This is a genomic window from Blautia schinkii (genome assembly GCF_013304825.1).
Lineage (GTDB): Bacteria > Bacillota > Clostridia > Lachnospirales > Lachnospiraceae > Blautia_A > Blautia_A schinkii_B.
On record NZ_JAAWUO010000005.1, the window covers coordinates 41525 to 65697 of the forward strand.

The following is a 24173-nucleotide window of genomic DNA, read 5'->3' on the forward strand; positions in this document are numbered from 1 at the left end:
GCATTGGAGGCATATACTTATAAAGAAAGACATGTTATAATGTGAACGCTGCGGAGAGATAGTTCGCAGGCTTTAATTGAAGGAGGTTTTTATGGAGGCATACAGTGATTTTGCCAGAGTTTATGATATTTTCATGGATAATGTTGAATATGAAAAATGGGCAGAATATCTGATCGGAAGACTCAGGGAATATGGGATCGAAGATGGTATTGTGCTGGAACTTGGATGTGGAACCGGAGTGATGACGGAGCTTCTGGCAGAGTCCGGTTATGATATGATCGGTGTGGATAATTCTGAGGAAATGCTGGGCGAGGCCATGGAAAAGAGAGCAGAGTCCGGATATGAGATCCTTTATCTGGAACAGGATATGAGAGAGTTCGAACTTTACGGAACAGTACGTGCTGTTGTCAGCGTCTGTGACTGCATGAATTACATCACAGAAGAAGATGATCTGCTTACTGTATTCAAACTTGTGAACAATTATCTGGATCCGGACGGCATTTTTATCTTTGATATGAATACACCGTATAAATACCGGGAGATGCTGGGAAATACTACCATAGCAGAGAACCGGGAAGAAGGAAGCTTTATCTGGGAAAATGAATTCGACGAGGAAACCGGGATCAATGTTTATGATCTTACCCTGTTTCTTCCAAGAGAAGACGGGCTTTATGAGAAGGATGAGGAGGTTCATTATCAGAAAGCCTATGAACCGGAGAAAATCCAGGAACTTATGAAGAAAGCAGGACTGATCCCGTTGGCTGTTTACGATGCTTATACCAAGGATGCGCCGAAGCCGGACAGCGGAAGACTGACATTTATTGCCAGAGAACATGGAAAGGGAATTTCCCTGGATGAGAAATAAAGGAGGATTTTTTTATGAGTGATTATATTGTAAGAGCGACAGCTGCCAACAGCCAGATCCGTGCATTTGCGGCTGTGACAACTGATGTGGTGGAGACAGCGAGACAGGACCATAATACAAGCCCTGTGGCAACAGCTGCGCTGGGGCGTCTTCTCACAGGAGGAGCTATGATGGGAGCTATGATGAAAGGGGAAAAGGATCTCCTGACACTCCGTATCCATGCAGGCGGCCCGCTCCAGGGGATCACTGTTACAGCAGATTCCAAAGGAAATGTAAAAGGTTATGTGGGAAATCCTGACGTATGTATTCCGGCCAACAGCAAAGGCAAGCTGGATGTTGCAGGTGCAGTAGGTGTTGGTTTCATGGATGTGATCAAGGATATGGGCTTAAAGGAGCCGTATGTTGGACAGGTCGCCCTTCAGACAAGTGAGATCGCAGAAGACCTTACCTATTATTTTGCAACCAGCGAGCAGGTTCCGTCAGCAGTAGGTCTTGGAGTGCTGATGAACAAGGATAACACAGTTCGTCAGGCAGGTGGGTTTATTGTACAGCTGATGCCTTTTGCGGAGGAAGAAGTGATCTCGAAGCTGGAGGAGAACGTATCAAAGATTGATTCCGTTACAAATCTTCTGGAGCAGGGACATACACCGGAGAGCCTTCTTGAGAAAGTTCTGGAGGGCTTTGACGTAGAGATCAATGTCACCATGCCAACACAGTTCCACTGCAATTGCTGCAGAGAAAGAGTAGAAAAAGCTCTCATCAGCATCGGCAGAAAAGAACTTAATGAGATGATCCAGGAAGGCAAAGATATTGAGATGAACTGCCATTTCTGCAACAAGAATTACAATTTCACAGTGGAAGATATGAAGAGAATCATAAGGGAATGCAAGCGATAAGCAGCAGGAGGAAGAAAAAATGAAGCATGGTTTTATCAAGGTGGCGGCAGCAACACCAAGAGTCACAGTTGCAGACTGCAAGGCAAACGGAGAGGAGATCCTGCGGGCCATCCGCGAAATGGAAAAAGAGCATGTAAAGCTGATGGTATTTCCTGAATTCAGTATTACGGGATACACCTGTCATGATCTTTTTCTCCAGAGATGTCTTCTGGACAGTGCGTGGGAGGAGCTTCTTCATATCGCTGAGGAGACAAAGGAGACAGATGCACTGATCTTTGTGGGAATGCCCCTTCGTCACAGAGGAAAGCTCTATAATGTGGCTGCAGCTCTGAATCATGGCCGTATCGTCGGATTTGTTCCGAAAACACATATCCCCAACTATAATGAGTTTTATGAGCAGAGACAGTTTGCAGGTGCAGAGGAAGAGGACGTGGAGTTTGTGGATTTCCTCAAAAATGACAAAAACGATGAGGATGAGTTCTGGGATGAGATTCCGTTTGGAACAGACATGATCTTTGAGTGTGAGGAAGATCCGGAATTTACAGTAGCAGCAGAGCTCTGCGAAGATCTCTGGGTTCCGGCACCGCCTAGCATCCGCCATGCAGTAAACGGAGCGCATATTATTGTCAATCTGTCTGCAAGTGATGAGATGGTTGGAAAGGATTCCTACAGAAGAACTCTTGTAAGCGGACAGTCTGCAAGACTGATCTGCGGATATATCTATGCAAGTGCCGGTGAGGGCGAGTCCACACAGGATCTTGTTTTTGGCGGCCAGAATATGATCGCTGAGAACGGAAATGTCCTTGCTGAGAGCAAACGCTTTGAGAACGGTATTATTTACAGCGAGATCGATGTTCAGAGACTGGCTGATGAGAGAAGAAGAATGTCTACTTATCCGGCAGTTTCCACATGCAGCCATACAAGAATTAATTTTTCCGTGAAAGAAGAGGAGACTGTTCTTACCAGAAAATATCCACAGTATCCATTCGTCCCGTCTGTGAAGGAAGAACGTGATGAACGCTGCGAGGAGATCCTGAATATCCAGGCCATGGGTCTTAAAAAACGTATGGAGCATATCCACAGCAAAAGTGCGGTTGTAGGACTTTCCGGAGGCCTGGATTCCACACTGGCACTGCTTGTTATGGCACGGGCTTTTGACCGAATGGGAATGCAAAGAGAGCAGATCCACTGCGTTACCATGCCATGTTTCGGAACCACAGACAGAACATATCAGAATGCCTGCAAACTGAGCAGTTGTCTTGGTGCAAAGCTTACAGAGGTGAATATTAAAGAAGCGGTAAATATTCATTTCCGTGATATCGGACATGATCCGGAAATTCATGATGTTACTTATGAGAACAGCCAGGCACGTGAGCGTACCCAGATTCTGATGGATACTGCAAACAAAGAAGGCGGCGTTCTTGTTGGAACCGGCGATCTTTCAGAGCTGGCTCTTGGATGGGCAACCTATAATGGCGATCATATGTCCATGTATGGTGTGAATGCATCTGTACCGAAGACCCTGGTGCGCCATCTGGTGCGCTATTATGCAGATACATGTGGTGATGCGGAGCTTCAGGAGGTTCTTATGGATATTCTGGATACACCGGTAAGCCCGGAGCTTCTGCCACCTAAGGACGGTAAGATCGCGCAGAAAACAGAAGATCTGGTGGGACCCTATGAATTGCATGATTTTTATCTGTATTATATGCTTCGTGCAGGATTTACACCGGATAAGATCTACAGGCTTGCATGCCTCACATTTGAGGGAATCTATGATAAAGAGACAATCCTGAAATGGCTGAAAACTTTCTACCGGAGATTTTTCGCCCAGCAGTTCAAGCGTTCCTGTCTGCCGGATGGCCCGAAGGTAGGAAGCGTGGCACTTTCCCCGAGAGGAGATTTAAGGATGCCAAGTGATGCAAGTGCAAGGATCTGGCAGGATGTGCTGGAGAAGATAGAAATCTGAGAATAGAGCTTTGACAGGATACGAAAGATGCTGGCAGTGCACAGGGAGCAGGTGCAGCATTAGATGCAAAAAAGGCGGAGAGCTTAAGGGTTCTCCGCTTTTTTTACGGCATCTGTGATGGCTGCCAGAAGCACCTGCGAGGTATATTTCCTGTCCCCTGCATATTGAATATCATCCAGAGACTGGGTAGAGTAGATCTGGCTTGCAAGGGAATCAAGAACCGGCTCCATCAGAGGATAGGAGGCTTTGGTGGATTCGCTTAAGTTTAACAGCCGGATGGATTTGATCCTGTCGGCATTTACGGTGACTTCCACATCAAAGGTGTTGTTGTTCAGGGAAATGGAAGAAGTGTATACACCTGGCTTGTAGCGGGATTTTTCGGCAGCAGTATTGTCGGCTGTTTTTCCCGGACCGAACATAAAAAAGATGATAACTGCCAGAATTACAGCCAGTGCCAGAAAAACGGCTGTGTAAATGATTTCTTTCATATGTAGGACAATGATCCTGGTTTTGGAACTCATGGCGCACGCCTCCCGAAGCTTTTTATATAGTTTATTAGAGGGAGAAGAGATTTATGCGTGAAGAGTGCTGCCGGTCATGGAGTGGGCAGTAATATTTATGGCAGTGGAAAAGTGTCAGAAGGATGGAGAAGACCCGTTCTATAGGAACCGGGTTTGTGGTATAGTAGTACTTATCAGAGAGTGTCGGGACAACAATGGAATCTTTAACAGGAGGAGATACATGTCATTACAGTTTATTATAGGAAGTTCAGGAAGTGGAAAATCCTGTTATGCATATCAGAACATTATAGAACAGGCCGGACTGCATCCGGACAGGCTTTATTATGTGATCGTACCGGAGCAGTTTACCATGCAGACTCAGAAGACGCTGGTGGAGATGAGTCCGGGGAAAGGAATCCTGAATATTGATATTTTAAGTTTTGAGCGTCTGGCATACCGTGTTCTGGAGGAGGTTGGAGGCGACAGCCGTGTACTGCTGGAAGAGACAGGCAAGAGCATGGTGCTTCAGAAAATGGTCCAGCAGCATGGCAAAGATCTCTCTTATCTTGGCGGACAGATGCGCAAGGCAGGATATCTGGATGAGGTGAAATCCATTCTGTCCGAGTTTATGCAGTACGATATTAAGGACAGTGACATTGAGGAGATGATAGAGGATTCTGCTGACCGGACATTGCTGCAGATGAAGCTTAAGGATGTATCTGTTCTTTATCAGGCTTTTACCGGATATCTGAAGGATCATTATATGACAGGGGAAGAGGTGATGGATGCCCTTGAGAAGGCCCTGCCTTTTTCTGAGAAAATGAAGAACAGTGTGCTGCTTCTGGATGGCTATACCGGTTTTACGCCGATCCAGATGCGGGTAGTGGGAGAACTGCTCTCTGTCTGTGAGAAAGTGATGGTGACAGTCACCATGGACGCAGCAGAGAATCTTGCCCTGAGGGGAAAGCCGTACCAGCTTTTTTATATGAGCCGGCAGATGATCCACGGGCTCTCAGAGCTTACCAGGGATATTGAGGATCCGGTTCTGCTGAATAACGTAAAAAGATCGCGTTTTGCCCAGGCTCCAGCCCTTAAATTTCTGGAAAAAAATATCTTCCGTTACAGAAAGAATGTATATAAGCAGAAGCAGGATGAGATCTGCATATTTTCCGCAGTGAGTCCACTTGCGGAGATGAAGGAGACTGCAAGGAGGATCGCAAGGCTTGTCCGGGAAAAGGGCTGCCGCTATGGTGAGATCGCAGTGATCACCGGAAACCTGGAGGAGTACGGAAGCCTTGCCGGACAGGTGTTCAGAGAGGCGGGAATTCCGTATTTCATAGATGAGAAACATACAGTACTGATGAATCCTTTTGTGGAATATTTTCGTGCGGCTCTTGAGATGGCTGTCCAGGATTTTTCCTATGAGAGTGTGTTCCGGTATCTCAGATGTGGTATGTCCTGTGTCACAAGAGAAGAGGCTGATCTTCTGGAGAATTATGTGCTGGCACTTGGTATCCGGGGATTTAAGAGATGGGATGAAAAATGGGTGCGAATTTACAGGGGAATGCCTGCAGAGAGTATCCAGGAACTGAATGAGATCCGGGAGCGGTTTGCAGAGGAGACAAGAGAGCTTGCCTTAAATTTCAAAGGTGGCAGAAAGACTGTGAGGGAGTACTGTACGATCCTTTATGAGTTTGCCGTAAAAAGTAAGGTACAGCAGAAGCTGAAAGCCAGGGAGAAGAAATTCCGTGACCAGGGAGATAAGGCCATGGAGAAGGAATATGCTCAGATCTACGGTATTGTCATGGAGCTTCTGGACAGTATGGTGGAGATTCTTGGGGAAGAGGTGGTAAGCAGGCAGGATTTCCGACAGCTGCTGGAAACAGGTCTTACCCAGGCAAAAGTAGCTCTGATCCCGCCAAGTATGGATCAGGTTCTTGTTGGTGATATGGAGCGAACACGACTGAAGGATATACGGGCTTTGTTTTTTGTAGGGGTAAATGAAGGAAATATTCCAAAGAATACAGCAGGTGGAGGAATACTTACAGAGCTTGACAGGGAATTTTTTCAGGATCAGGGGATCCAGCTGGCACCGGGGCCGAAAGAACTGATGAACATGCAGCGCTTTTATCTGTATCTGAATATGACCAAGCCCAGGGAACTTCTCTGCCTGTCCTTCTGTCAGTCTGACAGTCAGGGAAAAGCACTGGGGCCGGCTTTTCTGATCAACAATATACGGGATATGTTTCCTGAGATGGAAGTGGAGCAGTGTTCCGAAGAACAGGAGGCGATGGAGCTTCTGGAGCTTCCGGGAATCAGTCTGGATTATTTGTTAAGAGGACTTGCAGGTGAGGATTACAGAGAGAATCCTGTGTTCCAGGAACTTTACAGCTGGTACATTGAGAGTCCTCAATATCGGACAGTAGTGAAGAAGCTTGTAAAAGCCGCATTTACACAGAAACCTTCTGACCAGATCGGAAAAGCTGTAGCAGGGATTCTGTACGGGGAGATCTCACCGTACAGTGCCACACGGCTGGAGCGGTATGCTGCCTGTGCTTTTGCACATTTTCTTCAGTATGGACTGAAGGTGACAGAGCGTGCTGAGTATGAATTCAGGGCTATGGATATGGGAAATGTCATGCACATGGCTCTGGAACGGTTTGCAGTTGAAGTACGAAAAGAGGGACTGGACTGGGCAGAGCTTACAGAAGAAGAACGTAATCAGCTGATTGACAGCTGCCTGGATCAGGTGTCTGCAGATTATGGGAATACAGTTCTCAAAAGCAGTGCAAGAAATGAATATATGATCGAGCGGACAAGGCGAATACTGCGGCGAACTGTGTGGGCTTTGCAGGAACAGCTGAAACACGGGGATTTCCGGCCGGAGGGATTTGAGGTGATCTTCGGCGGAGGAAGGATCGACCGTGTGGATATCATGGAAGAGGCAGAAAAGAACCGTGTATATGTGAAGGTAATCGACTATAAGACGGGAAACACATCCTTTGATCTTTTGGCTTTGTATCATGGCCTTCAGCTACAGCTGATGATCTATCTGGACGGAGCCTTGCAGGTGGAACAGAAGAAATATCCGGATAAGGAGATCGTTCCGGCCGGTGTCTTTTACTACAATGTGAAAGATCCTATGATCCAGGAAAAGATCCATGCAGATGTGGAAAGTGTCAGTGATCAGATGCTGAAAAAGCTGAAGATGAATGGTCTGGTGCAGGCAGATGATGATGTAAGTTTCCGTATTGATAATACATTGTCATCAATTCCGGTGTCCGTTAATAAGGATGGAAGCTTCAGCAGGCGTTCTTCTGTTGCATCCAGGAAGCAGTTTGATGCGCTGGGTGCATATGTTCGTCAGAAAATCTGTGATATCCGGGAATCGATCCTGGATGGAAATGCGGCAGTGGAACCTTATGAACTTGGAAAAAAGAATGCCTGCACCTACTGTCCGTACAGTACAGTATGCGGATTTGACAGAAAGATACCCGGATATGAGTTCCACAGACTGCCGTCTTTCTCAGAGAGTGACCTGTGGAAAAAGATCGTGAAGGAGGATGAATAAATGGCAATGAAATGGACAGAAGAACAGCAGAAGGTCATCACGCTTCGCGACAGGAACATTCTGGTCAGTGCAGCAGCCGGTTCCGGTAAGACTGCAGTTCTGGTGCAGAGGATCTTAAGTAAGATCATGGATCCTTTAAGGCCGGTAGATATTGACAGGCTTCTGATCATGACTTTTACAAGGGCTGCTGCAGGAGAGATGAGGGAGCGTATTGAGAGGGCTCTGGACACGGCACTGGCAGAAGATCCGGATAATGAACATCTGCAAAGGCAGATGATGCTGATCCACACGGCGCAGATCACTACTATTGATGGGTTCTGTTCTTATGTGATCCGCAATTATTTTCATCTCATCGGCCTGGATCCGGGATATCGGACTGCAGATGAAGGAGAGCTGAAGCTTCTTCAGGAGGATGTGCTGAAGGAACTTTTTGAGGATTATTATGCAGAGGGTGATGAGAAATTCACAGCTTTTGTGGAATGTTACGCTTCCGGGAAATCCGACGAAGGGCTGAAGGAGCATGTACTGGATCTTTACAATGCTTCCATGAGTAATCCATGGCCTGAAGAATGGCTGGATGGCTGCGTGGAGAATTATCATCTGGATCCGGAGAAGGGAATTGCAGGGACACCATGGTTTCATTATCTGTGGGAGATCGTGGACAACGCATTGAAAGAAGCAGAGGAGCTTACGGAGAGTGCCATGGAGATCTGCGGGGAAACAGAAGGTCCGGAACTGTATCTGGATGCACTGAAAAATGATCTTATCCTGATCCGGCAGCTCCGGGAACTGTCCGTTAAACGGGACTATGATGAAATGGCACAGTATCTTCAGAATCTTAAGTTTGCCAGGCTTTCCACGAAGAAGATGGAAGGAGTTTCAGATCAGCTGAAAAGTCTTGTGAAGGATATCAGGGAGGACGAAAAGGATATTTTGAAGGATCTGGGCGACAGGTATTTTCAGTGTACACTTGACGAACTGACAGAGCTGACACTTGCCTCAGCAGAGCCTCTTGAGATGCTGGTTCAGCTGACGAAGGATTTTGCAGGGCGGTTCAGTGAGAAGAAGCGGGAAAAAAATGTCCTGGATTTTTCAGATATGGAGCATTTTGCCCTTGAGATCCTTTTGAAAAAAGAAGGAGATACCTATACGCCAAGCCAGGCTGCAAGGGAATTGTCGGAGAAATATGATGAGGTATTGCTGGATGAATATCAGGACAGCAACCTTGTCCAGGAAATCCTGATGCAGAATGTTTCCGGCTGGGTCAATGAGAGAAAAAATATCTTTATGGTAGGAGATGTGAAGCAGAGTATTTACCGCTTCCGCCTGGCACGGCCGGAGCTTTTTATGGAGAAATATAAAAATTATTCTCTTGCAGACAGCCGGGAGCAGAGGATCGACCTTCATAAAAATTTCCGAAGCCGTACGGAAGTACTTTCCGGTGTAAACTTTATTTTCCGGCAGATCATGGGATCGGATCTGGGAGGAATCGATTACGATGAAGCGGCAGCTCTTTATCCGGGGGCTTCTTTTCCGGAAGGACAGAATCCTGACTTTGTGAAGACAGAGGTGCTTCTTGTGGAGAAGGACAGTCCGGTACTGGAAGATGAGGAAGGTCCGGAGAATGAACGGGAGCTGGAAGCTCTGGCAATTGCAGGGAAAATACGTTCCATGGTGGGAGCAGAGAAGGTGCTGGATAAGGAAACAGGGGAGTACCGGCCTTTGCGGTATGGAGATATTGTGATACTGCTTCGTTCGGCCACAGGCTGGGCTGAAACTTTTGGGGAGGTGCTGTCTTCAAGGGGGATTCCTTCTTACACGGCATCCAGGACAGGATATTTTTCCACTACTGAGGTGGTGACGCTTCTGAATTATCTTCGTATCCTGGATAATCCGCTGCAGGATATCCCGTTTACCGGTGTGCTTCGTTCACCGATGGCAGGATGCACTACGGAAGAGCTGGCGGAGATCCGCATTGCCTGTCCGGAGGGAATGATCTATGAATGTGTAAAGTCTTTTGTGGAGGATTACCGGGAGCATAAGATTGTTGGAGAAAAGAAAAAAATCCTGGGAGAAAAACTGTCCCGTTTTATGGAAAATATGAATGCGCTTCGTGATATGTCCGCTTATACGCCGGTGCATCAGCTGATTCTGGAAGCTCTTGAGCGTACCGGATATGGCAATTATGCAAAAGCTATGCCGGATGGTGTACAGAGAAGCGCGAACCTGAACATGCTGGTGGAAAAGGCAATGGAGTATGAGAAGACAAGCTACCGTGGACTTTTCAATTTTGTCAGATATATTGAGAAGCTGCAGCAGTATCAGGTGGATTATGGTGAGGTGAATCTTTCCGGCGCAGGGGAAAGTGCAGTGCAGATCATGACAATCCATAAGAGTAAAGGACTGGAATTTCCGGTAGTGTTTGCAGCAGGAATGGGCAAGAGATTTAATTTCCGTGATATGAATGCAAGTATTCTGATCCATCCGGATCTGGGAATTGGTGCAGATGCCATTCTGCCGGATAAGAGGATCATTGCGTCCTCACTTTGCAAGCAAATCATCCGCAGGGAGCTTCTGAAGGAGAGCCTTGGGGAGGAACTCCGGGTGCTTTATGTGGCATTGACAAGAGCAAAGGAGAAGCTGATCCTCTGTGGAACCATCGGTGATCTTGAAAATGAGATTACATCACTGTCCGTTTTAAGGGATAATAAAGAAGAACTGCTTTCTCTTGGCATGCGTATGCGCGGAAAAACTTACTGGAATTATGTGCTTCCTGCACTTGCAAGACACCGCTGCATGTCCGGTCTGTTTCAGGAGTACGGACTGTTTATGAACCGAATGAATCCTCTTTATGGAGATGAATCGGAGTTTGTTGTGGAGAAGATCACAGCAGCAGATCTTGTAGAGGATGAGGTTGTGGAGCAGGCAGAAAAAGAGATGAAAAAAGCTGCTCTTGAGAACTGGAATCCGGGAATTGTCTATGACAGTGAGATTCGGGAGGAGATTGAGAGACGTTTTTCTTTTCAGTATGAGTATGACTATCTGAAAGATCTGCCTGTGAAGATCAGTGTGTCTGAACTGAAAAAGAGAAGCTACCACAGCGAACAGGATCTGGAAGAGACAGTGGATTATGAGCAGGAAGAGGAAATCACGCCGCTTGTTCCAAGGTTTATCGAGGAGAAAAAAGAGGAAGCTTATACAGGTGCGCTGCGTGGAACTGCTTATCACCGTGTAATGGAATGTCTGGATTATCGAAGGACAGAGAACCAGGACATGATCCGGGAACAGCTGAAAGAATGGTTTGATCTGAAAAAGATGGAAGAGAAAGAAGCGGAATCTGTACGGATACGTGATATCTGGCATTTTCTGGAGACGGCTTTGGGACAGCGGACGAAAGCGGCTGCTTTGAACCGGCAGCTTTTCAGGGAACAGCCTTTTGTGATTGCAAGGAAAGCCTCAGAGCTGGAACCGGAATGGCAGTGTGGGGAAAGTGTTCTGGTACAGGGAATTATTGACGCATATTTCATTGAAGATGAGGAGATTGTTCTGGTGGACTATAAAACGGACTTTGTGCGCCGTGGTGAAGAACAGAAGCTGATCGAACGGTATCATGTGCAGCTGGAAGACTATGCTGAGGCACTTGAGAGGATGACCGGACGGAAGGTGAAGGAAAGATATATTTATTCATTTGCTTTGGGAAAAGAAATCTTATGCTGAGAATTATGCAGTGATGAACAGTGATTGCGAATTGAGAGTATCCAGCTACAGGAAAAAAGGTCAGAGACTTTACGGAAATGTTCAGCTTCTGACCTGAAAATGAAATTCTATATTGATATGAGCAGATATCCTGCGGCGGAGCACTTATACTCTCCAGCCCGCAGGATATTTGTTTTTCAGGATTCCGTTTACAAGTTTGCCGAAACCGATCGGATAGCCGTCTGCGCAGAGAAGATGCCAGCCTTTTTTGTGGGCTGCTTCTTCTGGTTCGATGTTAAGGGTCTCACCTTTGAGATAGCGGGTGATGCGCTCATCAGAAACAGACAGGGAGATCGTAGCCTCAATATCTTCTTTGTGAAGTGCCAGTGCCAGGGGCTGTGATGGCTCAAAACGGTTCTTTTTCAGATCGCCCAGGTAGAGGCCGTTTCTGAGAAAAGAGATACCCCGGAGATCCAGTGGGAATGGAAGCTGATAGTAAACCTTGTCCTTGCGGATTTCCACGCGGTTCCAGTCAAATTCCTGTCCTCCAAGAGTATGAAGACCGATTTCTGCAAAAAATTCCTCCAGCCATTTCCGGGTGTTTTTGTCAGGACCTTTTCCGGCAGGGCGGAAAACTGGAGAAAGGGAGTCGCCTTTTTTGTGGAAAAGGGCAAGGAAATGACCTTCACCGTCCATCTTGTGTGGAAAGATGCGGACGCATTTTCGAAGGGAGGACGGGTCGAAAGCTTCAGGGGAAATCGGTGTGCTGATAAGTTCCGGCCGTCCTTCGGAGAATCCTTCATATCCGGGCATTTCCATTAGCTCCATATCTGGTCTTTCCTGAAGAAGATGAGCGACCACTTCCTCATCCTCACACGGAGAGAAGGTACAGGTGGAGTACAGCATCATTCCGCCTGGGCGGAGCATATCAGCAGCTTTCAGGATCAGGTCTTTCTGTATATCGGAAAGTTCAGCAGATTTCTCAGGAGTCCAGTCACGGGCAAGGGCTTCTTCTTTTCGAAACATGCCTTCACCGGAGCATGGGGCGTCCAGAAGAATTTTATTAAAGAAGGCTGGAAAACGCTGTGCAAGCCTGGCAGGCTTTTCATCAGTAACAAGCATGTTTTTGATGCCAAAGAGCTCCAGATTTCTAAGCAGGGCTCTTGCTCTGGAAGTGCTGATATCATTGGCAAGCAGAAAGCCTGTATCATTTAAAGCTGCGCCAAGTGCAGTGGCTTTTCCTCCGGGAGCTGCACAGAGATCCAGGACGAAATCTCCCGGTTCAACGGGAAGTCTGGATGCAGGGGTCATGGCACTTGGTTCCTGGAGATAATAAAGTCCGGCCTGATAGTAGGCGCAGCGTGCAGGACGGCTTTCCTCATCATAGAAATATCCGTTGGAGATCCACGGGATCGGTCGGATCTCAAAGGGGGAGAGTTCTTCGAAATCCTGGCAGGAAAGTTTCGCTGTATTTACCCGGAGACCATAGGTACGGGGATTTCCGTAGCTTTCCAGAAAAGTGTTGTAGTCATCTCCAAGCATTTCTTTCATACGCTCCAGAAATGGGAGCGGTAATGTCTTTATTTTATCTGAATCTGTCATATTTTCCTCCATAATATCAATATCAAGCTGATGTAAGTAAGTCTTATGCGAATCATAATTGGGGGTAATCCGAAAGTAGACTTAACTGATCTGATCAAATGTACGAACATTTTTTGAGTGTAAAAGTGATCAGGCAATTGAAAATATTAGTTACTGTTCACTGGTAATATCCCGCGAGGTGTTTTTTGTGAACGAAGGTCACAGAAAACCCGAGACATGTCGCGCGAATTTATGCGGCAAGCATAAATTCTGTGCATCGCGAAGCGTGTTGCTGAGAACTGAGTGATCAGTAACAAATATTATAAAGGATGATGGGATTTTTCTAAATACTATTGACAAAACTATATTATATGATATATAGTATTATTCATAAAACAATATTACATGACTCATTATGTGAATGCAGAATTGTAAGGTGATCGCGTTTATCGGCATGTAATAGAGCGGAATGTGAATGTCCGTTTTAGTGGTTATAGAGAGGTGAGCAAATGGTATTTAATACAGGAGCAGCACTTCTGGATGCAATTGTCCTGGCCGTTATTTCCAGAGAGAAGGACGGTACTTACGGGTATAAGATCACCCAGGATGTGCGGAGTGTTCTGGAGGTTTCAGAATCCACGCTGTATCCGGTTCTTCGGAGACTTCAGAAGGATGAATGTCTGGAAGCCTACAATATGGAATATGCAGGCAGGAACCGGAAGTATTATAAGCTGACAGACAAGGGAGCAGCGCAGTTGAATCTTTACAGAACCGAATGGGAGATTTATTCGTCCAAGATTACCAGGATGTTTGAGGAGGGAGTTTGATTATGGACAGGAAGCAGTTTATGGAACAGCTTGAGAGGCTGCTTTCCGATATTTCAGAGGCAGAGAGACAGGAAGCACTGGAATATTATGAAGGATACTTTGATGATGCAGGGCCGGAGAATGAAGGAGAGGTGATACGCGAACTGGGAAATCCGGGGAAAGTTGCCGCGATCATCAAGGCTGATCTTCAGGAGAATGGCAGCGATTACGGAGAATATACTGAGAATGGATATCAGGATACCAGAGTTTCCGAAGAAGGCGATATGCCTGATAAATACACAGAGATCACTGTTCAGGGAAAAATTTCTGGGAACAGCGATTCTGGAAATAATAATTCCGGCTATAACAGAGGCAGAAGGGAGAACCGCGCGGAACGTGGTTATCATGCGGAGAAGAAACAGAACAAGCCGGGGATCATCCTGGCACTGATCGTTCTTGTTTTTGTGGCACCTCTTATCAAAGGGGTGTTTGGCGGGGCAGTTGGTGTGATCGTGACACTGGCATTGCTTCCGTTTCTTCTGACATTTTTTGTAGGCGCAGGATCAGTGGTACTTGTGATCGCGGCTGTTATGTGTGTCATCATTGGAATTCCGCTTACAGTATCCATGCCGCCGGCAGGAATCCTTACCATTGGTGTGGGCTGCCTGATGATGGCACTGGGACTTCTGTTTCTGGCACTGACTGTATGGTTTGGAGGTAAGATGCTTCCGGCTATCCTGAGGAAATTTACAGGATTTTGCAGCAATATCATAAATGGAAGGAAGGAGGGAAAGGCATGAAGCGTTTTCTGAAAGTAATCCTTATTATGGCTGTGGTTTTTGGTGTGCTTGGACTGGGACTTACGGCCGGCGGTGCTGCCATGGGAGCGACAATGGGAGATGTCGGTATCCTGGATAACGGACTGAAGCGGATCCTGGGGATTTTTCAGGATCATTCAGTGACAGATGATAATACATGGGACAATGACGAAGCGATGCTTACAGCGGCCGAAAATGCGGTAAATGAGAAGGGCGTGGTATCGGATGATCTTGACAGTTCCGGTTGTGTTAAAACATACGAAGCTTCTGCTGTGACAGATCTTTCCTGTAATCTGAAGTATGAGGAAATCGTGGTGAAAACCTGGAGTAAAGATACGATACAGGTAGATGCGCCTGGAAGCGATCAGAAACATGTCCAGATCAGTAATGATAACGGCTGCCTGAAAATTGAGAGCAGCAGAAGGCTGAAAAGCAGTTCCATTGAGATTTCTTTGCCGGCGAAAAAAGAATTTCAGAGTGTGACTTTAAAAATAGGTGCAGGAACTGTTGAGATCAATGGAGATTTTAAGACAGAGCAGCTGAGTGTTGATATCGGGGCAGGTACTTTTTCCAATGACAGAAGTCTTGAGGTGAAACAGACAGATATTTCCGTTGGTGTGGGAAATGCGGAAATTGAGGAACTTACTACGGAGAAGTTAAATGGTAACTGCGGCATGGGAAACATGGATATCTCGCTGACTGGCAAAGATACAGATTATAATTATGAGCTGAAATGTGGACTTGGAAACCTGGAAGTAGATGGTGAGCAGGAAACAGCACTGACTTCCGGCAGCAGGACGATCTCCAACCCAGGTGCCGAAAAGAGTGTGAAACTGGAGTGTGGAATGGGTGACGTGAACGTTGATTTTGAAGATGAATGATCGGGAAACAATTGTGTTCATGAATAGACAGCAGAGCATAATGTGAATGATCTATTGGAAATGAGTTTTATAAAGGAGGATTTTATTATGAGCAATAAGAGACTTTACAAATCATCAGTGAACCGTATGTTATGTGGTGTCTGTGGCGGAATTGCAGAGTATTTTGATATCGATCCGACACTGGTGCGTCTGGTGTGGGTGATCATCACTTTTATGGGCGGAGCAGGAATCCTGGCCTATATTATTGCTGCGATCATTATTCCGGATGGCAGATAATAATGAGGATTTTTTAATGACTGCATAATTTTTCTGAAATCTGTCCATACTCCATAAAAAAGATGAGGAGTGTGGATATGAACAAGGAGAAAGAAGTGAAAGCTTTTCTGGAAGGAACGCTTTCCAAGGCGGAGAAACTGAAGTATGAGATCGCCGATGAGATGGGCGTACTGGATAAGGTGCTGAAAGATGGATGGAAAAGTCTTTCGGCAAAAGAAACCGGACGTATTGGCGGTTTGATGACCAAAAAGAAAAAACATAAGTAATAAAGTCAAGCCCGGAGAAATGCTGTTTCAGAGTAGAAATCTCCGGGCTGCTTTTTATATCATGGAAAATTGTTTCGCAATGTTTTCTGTACAGCAGGTGAAGGAAAACTTTATCAGAAAAATGATATTTTCAGACTTTTAGGGTGGACTGACCGATGGAAAAGAGCTATACTGTTTGAATAACGGACGAGGAGGTTTAAAAATGGGAGAAAAAATCAACAATATTCTGAAAGGCGAGATCATCTCCTCAGTATTCTATGTGCTGCTGGGACTTTGCCTGATACTGATCCCAACGCAGACTGTAGATGTGATCTGCAAGGTTGTATTCGGACTGATCCTTATCGGGGTTGGTATTTATCATATCTATATTTACATACGGGGAAAGGTTTCTGCCACGATCATGGATCTTTTAAGTGGCGTGGTTGTTTTTGTACTCGGTGTATTCCTTTTTATGACACCATCGATCGTGATCAAACTGCTTCCATGGATGCTGGGAGCTTTTGTACTTGTGGACAGTCTATGGAAATTCAAGGGAGCATTTCTTCTGAAAAAAGGCGGACAGAAATCCTGGAGTGCGCTGCTGATCGGAAGCCTGATCTTTATTGCACTTGGAATCGTGATCCTGTTCGGAAGATTTCCGAAGATCATGACTTTACTGATCTTTTCCGGATGGGTGCTGGTCTGTGACGGAGTTGTGGATATTATATTGTTTATTGTTATGAAGTTGGGTCTTCGGAAAATTGCGAAGAAGGCCACAGCGGAGAATGGTGATCCTGAGGGGGAGAGTGGTGACAGTACAGCACCGGGAGAAACTTTTTCCCGGAAGGAGAATGAACCGCAGGATGCTGCGGAGACTCATGAGGAGACTATAGCTGAATGGGCGGAAACACCGGCCGGATCGGAGAAAACAAAGAAATCCGGACGTAAGTTTTGGGGAAGGAAAAAGAAGGATGCTGCAGATGATGTGAGCGACGAAGTGGCAGAAAATGCAGCAGTTGTGTCAGCTGAGAAAGCAGATTCTCAGGAACAAAGTGAAGATGAGTCTGAAAATATATATGATGATGAGCCCCTGACTTCGAAAGATGCAGTAACAGATGGAATTGGTTCATCAGAAACATCAGGTAAATTTCAGAACACCCGATGGGAAAATGAACCGCAGAGTGCAGAGATGAAACTCTGGGATGTCGGTAAGGATCAGGTGGAAACAGGCAGCCTGAAAGAGTTTCTGGATAATTCAGATGAGGAAGAACTGGAGGAGTGGAAGGATTGATCCTTCGCTTGCATGATCTTATATTCCGTGGTAAGATGTGCACATGAAAAAAACAGATAAATATTTAAAGACATTGATTATGGATTTTTCCGGAATATATGAGGAGCAGCAGTTCTGGAAGGGAAAAGAAGCATCCTGGGTGGAGGCCCGGGACATTCCCGGAACCAACTGTTACTGTGATGAGGAGGCGATGAATGAGATACGCAGCCGTATTGCACCCTATTCTTACGGAGAGATCCATTTTATTGATTCCGGCAATTATCATTATATGACAAGGATCTGGCTGGAAAAGATCTCGGAGCCATTTGATCTGCTGGTTTTTGACAATCACACGGATATGCAGCCACCTGCTTTTGGCGGTCTGCTTTCCTGCGGTGGATGGATCTATGATTCCGTTATGGAACTTCCGCTGCTTCAGAAAGTAATTTTGATAGGGCCGGATGAGGAAGCTTTTTCCAGAGTGGAACCGGAAATCCAGAAAAAAGTGGAGTTTTTAAGCAGGGAAAAACTTCGTGGGATGGAACTTATGGAAATTCTGGATTTTGTAAAAGAACAGACTGGAAAAAAATCTCTTTATATTTCCATTGATAAGGATGTGCTCTGTCCGGAAGATGCGGACACCAACTGGAGTCAGGGGGATATGCGGCTGGAGACTATGGTACGGTGTCTGGAGTGTGCTGTTTCCAGATGTAAAGCAGGGGATATATTGAGTACGGGATCGGAAAATGCAGATATTGGGCAACTGGATGCTGTGCGTGAGGATACGCAGAAAGATGGAGCTGCGTGCAGTGATTTGACGGTGGCAGATTTGTGTTTATTTCCGGGAATTCTGGGTGTGGATATCTGCGGAGAGTGTGATGCTGCCGGGACCGGAAACAGTGCATTAAATGATTATGCGAATGCACGATTGTGGGAATTTTTTCGGCATGCAGCTGAAAATGAGACTTCAGGAGGAGACAGATGAAAAATGAACTTCTTACCATCGGACCATTTACAGTGTATGGATATGGTCTGATGATCGCTATCGGAATTGTTGCAGGTTGTCTGACAGCTGAGTACAGAGCCAGGAAACAGAGCCTTGACAGTGACCAGATTTTTCCAATGATTCTGTGGTGCCTGCTTGGAGGCTTTTTTGCAGCAAAAATCCTGTTCTGGATCACCGAGTGGAAATCAATTGCAGAAGATCCGGGATTTATGATGGAGACATTGAGTTCAGGATTTGTGGTATTTGGAGGTATTATTGGAGGGATTTTTACCGGATGGTTGTATTGCCGGATCAAAAAACTGACCTTTTTTAAGTATGCAGATGTGATTTTGCCGTCTGTAGCACTGGCACAGGGATTTGGACGTATCGGCTGTTTTCTGGCCGGATGCTGTTATGGAAAAGAAACAGAGAGTATTTGGTCTGTTACTTTTCAGGAGTCAGCTTATGCTCCGAATCATGTGGCTCTGATTCCTGCACAGCTTTATTCCAGTGGGCTGGATTTTCTGCATTTTTTTCTGCTTGTGATGATCGCCCGGAACAAAAAATCAGACGGTCAGGTGACTGCCTGTTATCTGATATTTTACAGTGTGGGACGTTTTATCATTGAATTTTTCAGGGGCGATATTATCAGGGGAAGTGTCGGAGTTTTATCAACTTCCCAGTTTATCAGTATTTTTACCGGGATTGCGGGTGTTGTGATGATGATACTGGTGAGCAGAAGAACAGCAGGAAACGAAGCAAGAGTGTAGCTGGACAATATACGAGGGTAGTTTTGAGGGGGTTGAAGGAAAAACACTCAGGTCAGGAATATGGACAGCCTGTTTTTGCATACTCTATGAAAAAGGCGAAAGCAGGACTACCATGTTTGGAAGAGAAGATTTCGAATTTGATATGGAAACTGAGGAGAATGAGATCCCCGGAGTGCAGCCGGAAAATCCGGCACAGAGTGAGCACTTTGGGGATTTTATCGTGAAATATATGCAAAATGTGGAAAATACCATGGAGCTTTTTCCGGGAACGACTTTTCAGGCGATTAATGAGATTTTCGGAATTCTTTATGTACCGCTGGAAAATACAGGCGAACTGGAAATAACCGGGACATCCTACAATTCCATTCCGAAATGCTATACATATATGGATATGGAGGCGGCCGGTGCATCGGGAATCACCAGACTGCATGACCATCCTTATCTTAAGCTGAGAGGAAAAGGAACTGCTGTGGCTGTGATCGATTCGGGGATTGATTATCAGAATGAAGTGTTTCGAAATGCGGGCGGTTCCAGGATCGCTTATTTATGGGATCAGTCGCTGGAAGAAGAATCTGATATGGGAGCTGCAAAAGTTCCATATGGCAGGTTGTTCCGAAAAAGGGATATTGATCTGGCACTGGATTCCGAGAATCCGTTTTCCATCGTGCCGTCCCGGGATACCAACGGCCACGGTACGGCGCTGGCAGGCATTGCTGCCGGAAATATGGTTCAGGGAGAAAATTTCACAGGAGCAGCGCCAGAGGCAACCCTTATCATTATAAAAGTAAAACCAGCCAAACAATATCTGCGAAACTTTTATCTTTATCCTCCGGAGGCGGAAGTTTTTCAGGAAGATGATGTAATGATGGCCATTGCATTTGCTATCCGCCTGGCAAAAGAACTGGGAGTGCCTCTTTCGATCTGCGTAGGTATCGGCAGCAGCCAGGGTGCTCATCTGGGAACTAATGCGTTAAGCCAGTATGTGGATTATGTGGCAAACTTTTCTCAGGTTTCAGTGTCTGTGGCAGCAGGAAATGAAGGGAATACCAGAAACCACAGCACAGGGATTTTTTCGCAGGAAAGGGAAAAGATTGTGACAGAATTACGGGTTGCAGAGCGTGAGCAGGGATTTACCATGGAATTCTGGGGCGAGCCGCCGGAAATCTACGAACTTTCCATTCAGTCACCTACCGGAGAGATACTGGAAGTAAGCAGTTCCATCGGTTCCAGAACCCAGGAACTGTCTTTTGTTTTTGTGGAGACAAAGGTATATGTAAATTATATTTTGATCGAGCGTCAGACCGGATATTCGCTGGTGTATATCCGTTTTTTTCATCCGGCCTCCGGAATCTGGAAGATTTTTACCCAGGGAAAAAACAAACAGAACGTACAGTTCCATATGTGGCTTCCGGTGGAGGGGCTGATCTCACAGGATACCTATTTCCTGGAACCGTCCCCTTATACAACAGTAACTGCACCGGGCGATGCCAGAAACAGCATTACAGCTACTGCATATCAGCACAGGGACGGGAGCATCTATATAGCAGCAGGGAGGGGATATACACCAAACGGAATGGTAACGCCGCACCTGGCTGCTCCGGGCGTAAACGTGAAAGTCCCTCTGGTGCGAGGTGGCTTCGGAATCCGCTCCGGAACCAGCATCTCTGCCGCCCAGACTGCCGGTATTGCGGCTTTGCTGTTTGAATGGGCCATCATACGGAATAACCAGCCGTTTTTTACAGGAAGCAGCGTGAAATATTATCTGCAGAGAGGGGCAAGAAGAGAGGAAAACATGCAGTATCCAAACCCGGAGTGGGGGTATGGAAGGGTGGATCTGTATCATACGTTTGAACTGCTGACATGAGATAACAAAAGGATACTAATGTACTAATTTTGGAAAAAATATTCATATAGATAAATTACCTTTTATCGTGTACTATAAACATATAGAAAAACTATATGATCATACAACAGGGAGGAATTTTACTTATGGATCTTTCAACTTTGGTAAAAATGTCAAATACTTATGGAAGTAATCCAGCGTATGTGCTGGCGGGCGGAGGAAATACTTCTGTAAAAGATGATACCACACTGTATGTAAAAGGTTCCGGTACACAGCTCGCAACCATCAGGGCAGAAGAATTTGTTAAGATGGACAGAGCACGTCTGAATGAGATCATGAAGACAGAATATCCGGACAATGATGTGGAGCGTGAATCTTTGTATCTCGCAGATGTAATGGCAGCAGTGACAGATGATGATAAAACAAAACGTCCCAGCGTGGAAGCTCTGCTGCACAATTTATTTGCATATACTTATGTACTGCATGTTCATCCGACACTTATTAACGGACTGACATGCGGAAAGGGAGCGCAGGCACTTTGCCAAGAGCTTCTTGGAAAAGAGGTGCTCTGGATCGATATCTGCAAGCCTGGATATACACTTGCCCGGATCTGTTTTGAAAAAATGAATGCTTATAAAGAAGAATCTGGAAAAGATGTTCAGGTTCTCCTGCTCCAGAATCACGGAATTTTTGTTGCTGCGAATACAGTAGAAGAAATCGGTGTGTTATTTAACGATGTTATCAGTAAGCTGGAAAAGCAGGTAAAGAGAACTGCGGATGTAAGTGATGCGGTTACATCTGAGAAAGAGCAGGCAGCACAGAAGCTTTCCCGGCTGCTTGGACATACTGTAGAAGTTGTACCGGCAGCAGAAGCTGACAATTTTGTAAAAGATAAAACAGCGGCAGCACCGCTTCTGAAACCATTCACACCGGATCATATCGTATATTGCGGACCGTATCCGTTATTTGTGGAAAATATTGATGAGGCAAAAAATGCTCTGGATGCATTTATGGCAGAGAATGATAAAGAGCCAAGACTGATCCTGGTACAGGGTGTTGGCGCATTTATCATGGAAGATGATAAGGGAAAGGCAGAGAAAGCTCAACTTCTGGTAAAAGATGCGATTAAGCTTGCTGTATATGCGGAAAGTTTTGGCGGCCCGCTGCAGATGACAGATGAGATCACATATTTTATCACACACTGGGAAGCAGAAGCATACCGCAGTAAAAAATAAAAAGAAAGAACCTGGTCACTGAGAAAACAGCAATAGAATTTGTATATAGCTGAGAAGTACAATTAAAATATATGGCAATTAAGAAAATACATCGGGAATTACTGAGAGATTCCCGATGTATTTTTAATGTATAATTGAGAAAACTGTAAAAATTATTTCCGGTACACAAACGCCGGCAGTCCATCTTCACCAACCGGTATTTCCACAGTTCCCCGGAGCAGCGGACGGGCATAACGGATGAAATCTTCTGTGACATCGGAGCCATCGGCTGTGATCCATTCTACAGGGACTGTTTTTTCTTCGTTGCAGATGGCATTTACATCTTCAAGGGTACATTTCATGGAGTACGGCACGTTGCTCTGGCGTTTGAAGGCGATCATTTTGCCTGTTTCGCCGTTAAGTGCGGCCTGTACGCCGAATTCACCGGCGAGGATCGCTTCCTGCTGGTCGGTTTCGGAGAGCATGGATGCGGAGCAGCGCTGGCTTACATTAAGCTCTACAGAGCGGGCTTTGACGCCAAGACGGCTGCGGACAAGATTCTCCAGGTATTTGCCGCAGCCTGCAAGCATTTTGTGGCCGAAAGCATCAGTACCTGCCGCATTGTCGTATTCGCAGATGAAAGTACCGTCTTTATCGTGGATTCCCTCGGATACACAGACAACAACATTGCAGTTTTTTTCGAAAGAAGCAATGACTTTCCGGAGAAATTCTTCTACATCGAAATCAGTTTCCGGAAGGTAAATAAGGAGAGGGTTGTCGCCTGTATATTTCCGGGCCAGAGCTGCTGCACCGGTGAGCCAGCCAGCGTGACGTCCCATAATTTCGATGATGGTGACAGATTTTTTCTCATAGACACAGGCATCCAGGGTGATTTCTCTTACTGTGGAGGCTACGTAGCGGGCAGCACTTCCAAAACCTGGGGTGTGATCTGTGTTTACAAGGTCATTGTCAATGGTCTTAGGCTCACCAAGGATACGGATGTCGCTGCCGATCTTTTGGGCATAGCGGGAAAGCTTGCTGACAGTATCCATGGAATCATTGCCTCCGATATAAAAGAACCAGCCAATATTCATCTCCTCGAATTTACGGAAGAGTTCAGGATAAACCGGATCCTCCAGAGATTCCGGAAGTTTGTAGCGGCAGGAACCAAGGTATGCACCTGGTGTCCAGGTAAGTGCCTGAAGCTTTTCTCCTGGAAGTGCTTCCTGGAAATCAAGGACAGTACCGTTTAAAAATCCCTCGATGCCGTTGACCATGCCGTAAACGTGGTCGATTTCTTCTGTATGTTTAAGTGCTTCAGATACCACACCGTAAAGACTGCTGTTGATCGCTGCGGTTGGTCCGCCGGATTGTCCTGCGATAAGGTTCTTTTTTGACATTTTGATACCTCCTGGGTGTTGTTTTTTTATATTGTAACAGAAATGGGAGAAGATAACATCTAAAATTTACACCTTTTTTCTTAAAAATTTACTCTATACAAGCGGAGATTTCATAGTAAAATAGTAGTAAAGATAGAGAAAAGGGGTGAAAAACCAATGACAGTAAGAAAAGTACAGTTTGAGACCATGGATGAAGTGAACCGTTTTCTCGATGTGACGGAGCATTTTCCGTTTGCAGTGGATCTGAAAAGAGGATACAGAACAGTAAACGGAAAATCGATTCTTGGAGTTGCATCTATTGGCCTTGGAAGAGAAATGGACTTCTGTGCACATGTGCCGGAGCTTGCACCGGAGATCACATCCAGTCTTGATTTTTGTATGAGGTAGTTTTACAGAGGGGAAAACAGAATATGGTTGCTCAATCATGAATGAGGATATCGTAAAGTCGCAGGGGCGATGGTCGGTATCCTCATTTTTTTCGGCAGGGGAAATTCAGTGTTATGACAAATACAACTATTTAGAAAAAAATCTAAATAACTATTGACGATAAAATATAAGAATGCTATATTCTATTTAGAAATATTTCT

The 24173-nt window shown here is 45.7% G+C and carries 19 protein-coding genes; 16 read left to right on the forward strand and 3 right to left on the reverse strand.

The annotated features are described in order from the left end of the window. Positions 1–91: 91 nt before the first annotated feature. From HFM85_RS05465 to HFM85_RS05475, 3 genes are read left to right on the forward strand one after another with little or no spacing between them, the layout of a single operon-like run. Positions 92–865 (forward strand): class I SAM-dependent DNA methyltransferase, encoded by a 774-nt coding sequence (locus tag HFM85_RS05465; RefSeq protein WP_173737455.1) that lies wholly within the window; start codon positions 92–94, stop codon positions 863–865. A 14-nt stretch (positions 866–879) separates the two neighbouring features. Next, positions 880–1761 (forward strand): Hsp33 family molecular chaperone HslO, encoded by an 882-nt coding sequence (gene hslO / locus HFM85_RS05470; RefSeq protein ID WP_173737456.1) that lies wholly within the window; start codon positions 880–882, stop codon positions 1759–1761. 19 nt (positions 1762–1780) lie between these two features. Then, positions 1781–3730, forward strand: a complete 1950-nt coding sequence (locus HFM85_RS05475) for an NAD(+) synthase (protein WP_173737457.1) — start codon at positions 1781–1783, stop codon at positions 3728–3730. Positions 3731–3813: 83 nt separating this feature from the next. On the opposite strand, the gene HFM85_RS05480 is transcribed toward HFM85_RS05475, so the two are convergent. Beyond that, entirely contained in the window at positions 3814–4251 is a 438-nt protein-coding gene (locus tag HFM85_RS05480; protein ID WP_173737458.1) for an FMN-binding protein, read from the reverse strand. Positions 4252–4471: 220 nt separating this feature from the next. Here HFM85_RS05480 and addB point away from each other — a divergent pair, with 220 nt between their 5' ends. Next, positions 4472–7801, forward strand: a complete 3330-nt coding sequence (gene addB, locus HFM85_RS05485; protein ID WP_173737459.1) for a helicase-exonuclease AddAB subunit AddB — start codon at positions 4472–4474, stop codon at positions 7799–7801. Beyond that, positions 7802–11518: a helicase-exonuclease AddAB subunit AddA gene (addA, locus tag HFM85_RS05490; RefSeq protein ID WP_173737460.1), complete on the forward strand. Its 3717-nt coding sequence runs from the start codon at positions 7802–7804 to the stop codon at positions 11516–11518. Positions 11519–11662: 144 nt separating this feature from the next. On the opposite strand, the gene HFM85_RS05495 is transcribed toward addA, so the two are convergent. Beyond that, a complete protein-coding gene (locus tag HFM85_RS05495; RefSeq protein WP_173737461.1) occupies positions 11663–13099 on the reverse strand; it encodes an RsmF rRNA methyltransferase first C-terminal domain-containing protein in 1437 nt (478 codons plus the stop codon). Positions 13100–13587: 488 nt separating this feature from the next. Here HFM85_RS05495 and HFM85_RS05500 point away from each other — a divergent pair, with 488 nt between their 5' ends. The 10 genes from HFM85_RS05500 to HFM85_RS05545 all read left to right on the forward strand — a co-directional run bounded on the left by HFM85_RS05500 (position 13588) and on the right by HFM85_RS05545 (position 22207). Continuing rightward, a complete protein-coding gene (locus HFM85_RS05500) occupies positions 13588–13905 on the forward strand; it encodes a PadR family transcriptional regulator (RefSeq protein WP_119239052.1) in 318 nt (105 codons plus the stop codon). A 2-nt stretch (positions 13906–13907) separates the two neighbouring features. Continuing rightward, a complete protein-coding gene (locus tag HFM85_RS05505) occupies positions 13908–14684 on the forward strand; it encodes a DUF1700 domain-containing protein (protein ID WP_173737462.1) in 777 nt (258 codons plus the stop codon). Beyond that, entirely contained in the window at positions 14681–15583 is a 903-nt protein-coding gene (locus HFM85_RS05510; protein ID WP_173737463.1) for a DUF4097 family beta strand repeat-containing protein, read from the forward strand. Before HFM85_RS05505 ends, HFM85_RS05510 begins: the two co-directional genes overlap by 4 nt. A gap of 87 nt (positions 15584–15670) precedes the next feature. After that, positions 15671–15859 (forward strand): PspC domain-containing protein, encoded by a 189-nt coding sequence (locus tag HFM85_RS05515; protein ID WP_119239055.1) that lies wholly within the window; start codon positions 15671–15673, stop codon positions 15857–15859. Between the two features lie 77 nt (positions 15860–15936). Then, complete coding sequence (locus HFM85_RS05520; RefSeq protein ID WP_119239056.1) at positions 15937–16125, forward strand: small, acid-soluble spore protein, alpha/beta type; 189 nt, start codon at positions 15937–15939, stop codon at positions 16123–16125. Positions 16126–16327: 202 nt separating this feature from the next. Then, positions 16328–17395, forward strand: a complete 1068-nt coding sequence (locus HFM85_RS05525; RefSeq protein ID WP_173737464.1) for an HdeD family acid-resistance protein — start codon at positions 16328–16330, stop codon at positions 17393–17395. A 43-nt stretch (positions 17396–17438) separates the two neighbouring features. Further along, positions 17439–18359 carry an arginase family protein gene (locus tag HFM85_RS05530; protein ID WP_173737465.1) on the forward strand — a complete coding sequence of 307 codons (921 nt, stop codon included), beginning with the start codon at positions 17439–17441 and terminating at the stop codon, positions 18357–18359. Continuing rightward, complete coding sequence (locus tag HFM85_RS05535) at positions 18356–19129, forward strand: prolipoprotein diacylglyceryl transferase (RefSeq protein ID WP_173737466.1); 774 nt, start codon at positions 18356–18358, stop codon at positions 19127–19129. Before HFM85_RS05530 ends, HFM85_RS05535 begins: the two co-directional genes overlap by 4 nt. Before the next feature lie 112 nt (positions 19130–19241). After that, positions 19242–20993: a S8 family peptidase gene (locus HFM85_RS05540; RefSeq protein ID WP_173737467.1), complete on the forward strand. Its 1752-nt coding sequence runs from the start codon at positions 19242–19244 to the stop codon at positions 20991–20993. 125 nt (positions 20994–21118) lie between these two features. Then, the gene (locus HFM85_RS05545) at positions 21119–22207 is read left to right on the forward strand and encodes a class II aldolase/adducin family protein (protein ID WP_173737468.1); all 1089 of its coding nucleotides are present in this window, start codon (positions 21119–21121) and stop codon (positions 22205–22207) included. 152 nt (positions 22208–22359) lie between these two features. Here HFM85_RS05545 and HFM85_RS05550 read toward each other — a convergent pair whose 3' ends face one another. Further along, positions 22360–23586, reverse strand: a complete 1227-nt coding sequence (locus tag HFM85_RS05550; RefSeq protein WP_173737469.1) for a 6-phosphofructokinase — start codon at positions 23584–23586, stop codon at positions 22360–22362. A gap of 156 nt (positions 23587–23742) precedes the next feature. Here HFM85_RS05550 and HFM85_RS05555 point away from each other — a divergent pair, with 156 nt between their 5' ends. Further along, positions 23743–23973 carry a hypothetical protein gene (locus HFM85_RS05555; protein WP_173737470.1) on the forward strand — a complete coding sequence of 77 codons (231 nt, stop codon included), beginning with the start codon at positions 23743–23745 and terminating at the stop codon, positions 23971–23973. Positions 23974–24173: the final 200 nt, after the last annotated feature.